Origin of the sequence: Clostridium sardiniense (assembly GCF_019753795.1) — a bacterium.
Taxonomy (GTDB): domain Bacteria; phylum Bacillota; class Clostridia; order Clostridiales; family Clostridiaceae; genus Clostridium; species Clostridium sardiniense.
In genome coordinates this window covers 212,259-219,512 of record NZ_JAIKTU010000009.1, presented here as the reverse complement: position 1 = coordinate 219,512, position 7,254 = coordinate 212,259, and the positions used below count along the sequence as shown (strand labels likewise).

Sequence of the window (7,254 nt, the reverse complement as noted above, 5' to 3'; positions counted from 1 at the left end):
GTAAAAAGAGGTTATCTTAAAATAAGATAACCTCTTTTCTTTATAAAAAATTATTAGTTTTTTTAGTTAATTACTTTACTTTATAGCATTTTAATAAACTTGTATAAATTTTAACAAAAAAACTATTTACAAATAAATCATAAAGAAGTATGATTTAATTATGAAAATTAAAAAATAAAGATTATTAATTAAGAATTAGTGTAAATTAGGAGGAATTAATCATGAAAATTCTTGTTATAGGATGTACGCATGCAGGTACAGCAACAGTAGTAAATTTAAAGGCACTATACCCAGATAGTGAAGTAACTATATACGAAAGAAATGATAATATATCATTCTTATCATGTGGTATAGCACTTCATGTTGGAGATGTTGTTAAGGATTTAAATGATATGTTTTATAGTTCACCAGAAGCATTAGCTGAGCTTGGTGTTAAAACAAATATGAAACATGATGTATTAGATATAGATTTTGATAATAAAAAAGTTAGAGTTAAAAATTTAGTAACAGAAGAAATATTTGAAGATAATTATGATAAATTAGTCTTAACAGTTGGTTCATGGCCAATAGTTCCAAATTTTGTTGGTGGAGACTTAGAAAATATAGTTTTATGTAAAAACTATAATCAAGCAAAGGCTATTACTGAAAAGGGTAAGAAAGCTAAGAATGTAGTTATTATTGGAGCAGGATACATTGGTGTTGAACTTGCAGAAGCATTTGAAATGTTAGGTAAGAACGTAACATTAATTGATGCAGAAGAAAGAATAATGCCTAAGTATTTAGATAAAGAATTTACAGATATAGCGGAAGAATCATTTAGAGAACATGGAGTTAACTTAGTTCTTGGTGAAAAAGTTAAGCACTTTGAAGGAGAAAATGGAAAGGTACAAACTGTAGTAACTGACAATGGTACTTATGCTGGAGACTTAGTAGTATTATGTATTGGATTTAGACCAAATACAGCATTAGTAAATGGAAAGCTTGATACTCTTCCAAATGGTGCAATAATGATTGATGAATATATGAGAACAAGCAGAGAGGATGTATTTGCAGCAGGAGACTGTTGTGTTGTTAAATTTAATCCAACTAAAGAAGAAAGATATATTCCACTAGCTACAAATGCAGTAAGAATGGGAACTTTAGTTGCTAGAAATATAAATGGTCCTACAATTAAATACATGGGTACTCAAGGTACATCAGGTATTAAAATCTACGAAGAATGTATAGCATCAACAGGCTTAACAGAAGAAGGTGCTAAACTTGCTGGATTAGAAGTTGAAACTGCAACAATTGAAGAAAATTATAGACCAGAATTCATGCCAACATACGAAAAGGCAATGGTTAAAATTGTATTTGATAAAAATTCAAGAAGAATTTTAGGTGGTCAAATTATTTCAAAAGCTGATTTAACTCAATTTATGAATACTTTATCAGTAGTTATTCAAAATGATATGACTGTAGAAGAACTTGCAATGACTGACTTCTTCTTCCAACCACACTTTAATAAACCATGGAGTTTATTAAATGCAGTAGCACTTAAAGCTCTATAATATTGCAGTAGAATAATATATTTAAGAACCTATCATGAATGTGATAGGTTCTTTTTTGTTAAGTTAATATCTATTATTATCTAAAACAAATAATTAACAAATAGTTCATAAATAGCTAATAAAAACTAAAGCAAGAATAAAAAGTTTTAAAAAATATATTAATTAATGTATAAAACATGTTAATGTAATAAAATTTTAATCGAATTTTAACTATATTAAAAAAGATGAGTGATACCATTAAAACATAGTTTGGAAGAGAGAAGAGTGATGAGGGTGAGATCACATATGTTTAAAATAGATAATAGTATTTATAAAAAAGAAATATTAAGAAGAAAAAGAAGGAAACGAAAAAAAATTGTATTAGGAGTTTTATCGTTAACAGTTATAATATTTATATTTTCTGGGACTTATAGATTAAGTGCACATATTAAAGAAAAGTCAGAGAAAGTTGATATGGTTGAAGAGGGTTTACTAGCTGTTAGAAACTTAGAAAATAAGAATGTATCAGATATTCAAAGTAAAATAGAAAAAATAAAACAAGATAAACAAAATAAGATGAGGCAAGAAAGTATAAAAAAGAATGAGAAAAGTAATACAAATGAACAGAAGAATAGAAGTTATAAAGCGATATTTGAAGATACGGTTTTTATGGGGGACTCTTTAATTGAACCTTTAGATGAATATAATTTTCTATCATCTTCATCAGTAGTTGCAACTAAAGGAAGAAATGTTATAACGGCCAATGAAAAAGACATAAGTTCAGTAATAAGTTTAAAACCTAGAAAAATTGTAATGTTATATGGGATGAATGATCTTGGCATGTTTAAATATAAAAATGATTTTATAAATAAATACAAAAAATTAATAGCAAATATAAGAAAGCAATTACCTGGAACACAAATATACATAAATAATATTTTTAAAACTCAAGAAAAAGTTTGGCTAAAGGATAAGAATCTTAGGCCAGAGAGAATAACTGAATTTAACAATGCATTAAAAGATATGTGTGATGAACTAAAAATTAATTATATAGATGTAAGTTATTTAGTTCAAAGTAATAGTAAGTTATATGAACCTGATGGAATTCATTTAATAGCAAACTTTTATCCTAAATGGTTAGAGCAGATAAATAAAAAAATTAATAAATAAAAAGGGGGCTATTATGAAAGATATCAATAAAAGGTCATGTGTAAAATTACTATTAGTAATATTTTTAGTAATAATATTTAAAGGGTGTACAACTTTTTCAGATACAAAAAATATATCAGTTAATAATATAGTAAAAGAAATAGAAGTAGCACATGATTTATCATCGATGAGAAAGGGAGACAGCAAAGTATTAAAAAGATATTATGGATTAAATTCAAATGATTTAGAAGAATTTTGTTTATACTTACCTTCATCAACAATGGATGTAGATGAAATACTTATAGTAAAGGTGAAGAATAAAAAACAAATTGAATCAATAGAAGATAGTATGGAGGATAGGGCTAATAAACAATTAGAGAGCTTTAAAGATTATGCACCAGAACAGGCAAATTTAATAGAAAATAATGAAATTGCTGTAAGAGGTAACTATGTAATTTTTGTAATATCAAAAGATGCTGAAGCAATAAAGGACAAATTTAAAGAAGCAATAAAATAGAAAGAGGTAATAGACGTGGTATTTAGCAGTATAATTTTTATCTTTACATTTTTACCTATTACATTAATTTTATATTACATATCTCCAAGGAAAATAAAAAATATAACATTATTAATAGCTAGCATAATTTTTTATGCATGGGGTGAACCTAAATACATATTTTTGATGGTACTTACTATAATTTTTGATTACTTTGCAGCCTTATTAATAAATAAAAATTCAAAGAATAGAAGAAAAGCAAGACAGATTTTTATATTTACTATAATAATGAATATAGCAATACTTGGATTTTTTAAATATTTTGGATTTATTGTAGAGAATATAAATAGTTTATTTTCTACACATATTGAATATGAGTCTCTTCCATTACCAGTAGGGATATCATTTTATACATTTCAAACATTATCATACATAGTAGATGTTTACATAAGAAAAGTTAAGGTACAGAAAAACTTTATAAATTTTTCCCTTTATATATCAATGTTTCCACAGTTAGTTGCAGGACCAATTGTTCAATATTCTGATATAAACAAACAGTTAGAAGATAGAAGTGAAAATTTGGACAAATTTGGTGAAGGTGTAGAGAGATTTATAGAAGGATTAGGTAAAAAAGTATTACTTGCTAATAATATAGGAATGGTATGGACTGCTATATCAAGTATGGATATAGCAAATGTTTCTGTAATTTCTTCATGGATAGGAATTGCCGCATATACATTTCAAATATATTTTGATTTCAGTGGATATTCAGATATGGCAATTGGACTTGGAAAGATGTTTGGCTTTGATTTTATAGAAAATTTTAATTACCCATATATATCAAAGAGTGTAACTGAATTTTGGAGAAGATGGCATATATCACTTGGATCATGGTTTAGAGACTACATATACATACCTCTTGGAGGAAATCGGATAGGTATAAGCAAACAATGTAGAAATATTTTTGTTGTATGGCTTCTAACTGGATTATGGCATGGTGCAAGCTGGAACTTTATAGCCTGGGGATTATACTATGGGTTCTTTGTTCTTATAGAGAAGATATTTATGAAGAATTTATTAGAAAAACTTCCAGTGGCGATAAGACGTATTTATACAATGATAATAGTTATGGTAGGTTGGGTCTTATTTTCTATGAATACATTAGATGAGTCAATAAAATATATAAAAGTAATGTTTGGACTGTCTGGAAATAAGTTCATAGACGGAACATCAATATATTATCTATATACTAATATATTAATATTTATAATTTTAATATTATGCTCAACTCCAATTATAGCGAAAATATTTAATAGAATAAAAGAGGTATATAATTCTAAAGGGGTGATAGTAGCATTATTAATACAGATGACAATATTATTACTGAGTGTTGCTTATTTAGTTAATGCGACCTATAATCCATTTTTATACTTTAGATTTTAGAAAAGAAAGTAGATGAATAATTATGTATAAAAAATCTAATATAAATAAGTTTAGATATCAGAGATTATTAGCAGTTAGTTTTCTACTTTTTCTAATAATCTTAGTAAGTTTAAACTTTATAATTAAACCAAAAAAGTTTTCAGAGTCAGAAAATAGAATTCTAGCTCAAGCTCCAAAATTTTCAATAGATAAATTATTTGAAGGTAGATTTATAAAAAAATATGAAAAATACAAAAGTGATCAATTTGCATTTAGAGGTTCTTGGATAAATATTAAATCAACAATTGATAAAATAAGTGGTAAAAAAGAGAATAACGGAATTTATTTATCAGATAATGATTATCTTATAGAGAATTTTAAAGAACCTAATGATGATTATACAAATCAAAATATAAATGCTATAAATAAGTTTTCAAAAATACATAAGAATATTAAGAGTTATGTAATGATTGCACCTAATGCTGTAAGTATAGTTAAAGATAAGTTACCTAAATTTGCACCAGTATTAAATCAAAGAGATTACATAAATAATCTTAAAAGCAAATTAAGTTCAGATATTAAATTTATTGATACTTTTGATACATTAAATAATCATAAGAATGAGTATTTATATTATAGGACGGATCATCATTGGACAACTTTAGGAGCGTATTACTCATACTTAGAAGCATGTAAGACTATGAATCTAAAAGCAAAGACTAAAGATAATTATTCTATAAAGCGAGTTACTAATGATTTTTATGGAACATTATCTTCAAAGAGTGCATTTCATGTTGATGAGCCCGATAGCATAGATGTATATATTCCTAAAAGTAGTGATGATGAAGTAATAGCAAACTATCTTAAAGAAAAGAAAAAAGAAGGGACTTTATATGATAGTGATAGTCTTAAAAAGAAGGATAAATATACAGTATTTTTAGAAGGAAATCATCCTATTGTAAAAATAAATACAACTTCTAAGAGTGATAAAAAGTTATTACTAATAAAAGATTCTTATGCAAATAGTTTTGTACAATTTTTAACTACTCATTATAGTGAAATCGTAATGGTTGATCCTAGATACTATTATGATGATATTGAAAGTTTAATTAAAAATGAAGGAACAACAGATATATTATATCTTTATAATGCAAATACATTTTTCCAAGATAATTCCTTAGCACCAGTTTTAAATAACGAATAAGAAAATAAATTTAATATGTAAAAAGGACCATCATAGATTATGATGGTTTTTTATATATTAAAAATAGAATTTTATTTTAATAAAATGATAATCCTAAATATATAAAAATTAAGGAGATGATTTTATGAATATAAATATAGATGAAAAAGCAAAGGAAGCATTAATAAAATTAGGTGCAAATTCACAGGATGAATATGTTAGAATAAAAGCAACACTTTCTTGTGGAGCTTCTTATTATGAATTATTTACTGATTTTAAGAGGGAAGATGATAAAGTATTTAATATAGATGGAATAAAGTTTGTGCTAGATGAGTATTCTGAGAAAGCATGTGATAATACTACAATCTTTTATGATAAAGATAAGTATATTAATGGATTTTATATAAAGGAGAATAAATGAAAGATTTAGAAAAGAGTAAGAGTAGAAAGTTAGAGCATATAAAATATGCTTTGGAGGCTTATTCTAAAGAAGATTATTTTAAGGATATAAAAATTTTTAATAATTCTGTACCAGAAATAAATTATGATGAAATAAATCTTAAATGTAATTTTTTAGAGAAAAAAATAGATATGCCAGTTATGATAAATGCTATGACTGGTGGAACAGATTTAAGCTTCAAAATAAATAGAGATTTAAGTATTATAGCAAAAGAGTTTAATATTCCTATGGCAGTTGGGTCTCAAGCTATAATCTTTAAGGATAAAGAATTAGAAAGAACATTTAAGGTGACTAGAGAGAATAATAAAAATGGTATTATTCTCTCTAATTTAAGTGCACTTAGTTCTTTAGAAAATGTAAAAAGAGCTATAGAATTAATAGAAGCAGATGGAATTCAGCTTCATTTAAATCCAGCACAGGAATTGGTTATGACAGAAGGGGATAGAAATTTTAAGGGAATGCTAAAAAATATAGAAAATATAATAAAAAACATAGGTATTCCGGTTATTATAAAGGAAGTTGGAAGTGGAATTAGCTTTGATGCTTGTAAAGAATTAATAAATGCTGGTGTAGAGTATGTAGATGTTGGCGGAAAAGGTGGAACAAGCTTTATTAAGATTGAAGCATTAAGAAAAACTAGTGATATATTCGAAGAAATAGAAGAAATTGAAATACCAACACCTCAATCAATTCTTTTTTGCAAGCTTGCAAAACCAGATTTAAATATAATATCATCTGGAGGAATAAGTAAAGGAAGTCATATAATAAAGTCCATAATGCTTGGTGCAAATATAAGTGGTATATCAGGACCTATACTATATAAATATTTAAATGGTGGAATGAATGAGGCTATAGAATATTTAAATTTATTAAGGGAAAATACAAAAATACTTATGGGATGTTTAGGTTGTGAAACTATTGAAGATATTAAAAAAGTAAAATATTACTATAAAGAGGAAGATATTATTAAAAACTTTGTTAAATCTAAAATAAATATCTAGTAACTATCCAATAA

General features: G+C 25.9%; 7 protein-coding genes. All 7 read left to right on the top strand.

The window, feature by feature from the left end; translation table 11 throughout:
- Window positions 1-221: 221 nt before the first annotated feature.
- The 7 genes from K5V21_RS12575 (at window position 222) to fni (ending at window position 7,240) form a co-directional block, all read left to right on the top strand.
- Complete coding sequence (locus K5V21_RS12575) at window positions 222-1,550, top strand: FAD-dependent oxidoreductase (RefSeq protein ID WP_221861538.1); 1,329 nt, start codon at window positions 222-224, stop codon at window positions 1,548-1,550.
- 285 nt (window positions 1,551-1,835) lie between these two features.
- The gene (locus tag K5V21_RS12570) at window positions 1,836-2,699 is read left to right on the top strand and encodes a GDSL-type esterase/lipase family protein (protein ID WP_221861537.1); all 864 of its coding nucleotides are present in this window, start codon (window positions 1,836-1,838) and stop codon (window positions 2,697-2,699) included.
- Window positions 2,700-2,712: 13 nt separating this feature from the next.
- Window positions 2,713-3,195, top strand: a complete 483-nt coding sequence (locus K5V21_RS12565; protein ID WP_221861536.1) for a DUF4358 domain-containing protein — start codon at window positions 2,713-2,715, stop codon at window positions 3,193-3,195.
- Window positions 3,196-3,210: 15 nt separating this feature from the next.
- Window positions 3,211-4,617 (top strand): MBOAT family O-acyltransferase, encoded by a 1,407-nt coding sequence (locus tag K5V21_RS12560; RefSeq protein WP_221861535.1) that lies wholly within the window; start codon window positions 3,211-3,213, stop codon window positions 4,615-4,617.
- A 22-nt stretch (window positions 4,618-4,639) separates the two neighbouring features.
- Complete coding sequence (locus K5V21_RS12555; protein WP_221861534.1) at window positions 4,640-5,800, top strand: DHHW family protein; 1,161 nt, start codon at window positions 4,640-4,642, stop codon at window positions 5,798-5,800.
- Between the two features lie 124 nt (window positions 5,801-5,924).
- Window positions 5,925-6,200, top strand: coding sequence for an iron-sulfur cluster biosynthesis family protein (locus K5V21_RS12550; RefSeq protein ID WP_221861533.1), 276 nt, complete (start codon window positions 5,925-5,927; stop codon window positions 6,198-6,200).
- A complete protein-coding gene (gene fni / locus K5V21_RS12545; protein ID WP_221861532.1) occupies window positions 6,197-7,240 on the top strand; it encodes a type 2 isopentenyl-diphosphate Delta-isomerase in 1,044 nt (347 codons plus the stop codon). Before K5V21_RS12550 ends, fni begins: the two co-directional genes overlap by 4 nt.
- The last annotated feature ends 14 nt before the right edge of the window (window positions 7,241-7,254 follow it).

Excerpts from the sequence above, each read along its gene's own strand:
- K5V21_RS12570 (WP_221861537.1), top strand. The coding sequence starts at position 1,836 with ATGTTTAAAATAGATAATAGTATTTATAAAAAAGAAATATTAAGAAGA.
- K5V21_RS12555 (WP_221861534.1), top strand. The coding sequence starts at position 4,640 with ATGTATAAAAAATCTAATATAAATAAGTTTAGATATCAGAGATTATTA.
- K5V21_RS12565 (WP_221861536.1), top strand. The coding sequence starts at position 2,713 with ATGAAAGATATCAATAAAAGGTCATGTGTAAAATTACTATTAGTAATA.
- K5V21_RS12550 (WP_221861533.1), top strand. The coding sequence starts at position 5,925 with ATGAATATAAATATAGATGAAAAAGCAAAGGAAGCATTAATAAAATTA.
- K5V21_RS12575 (WP_221861538.1), top strand. The coding sequence starts at position 222 with ATGAAAATTCTTGTTATAGGATGTACGCATGCAGGTACAGCAACAGTA.
- fni (WP_221861532.1), top strand. The coding sequence starts at position 6,197 with ATGAAAGATTTAGAAAAGAGTAAGAGTAGAAAGTTAGAGCATATAAAA.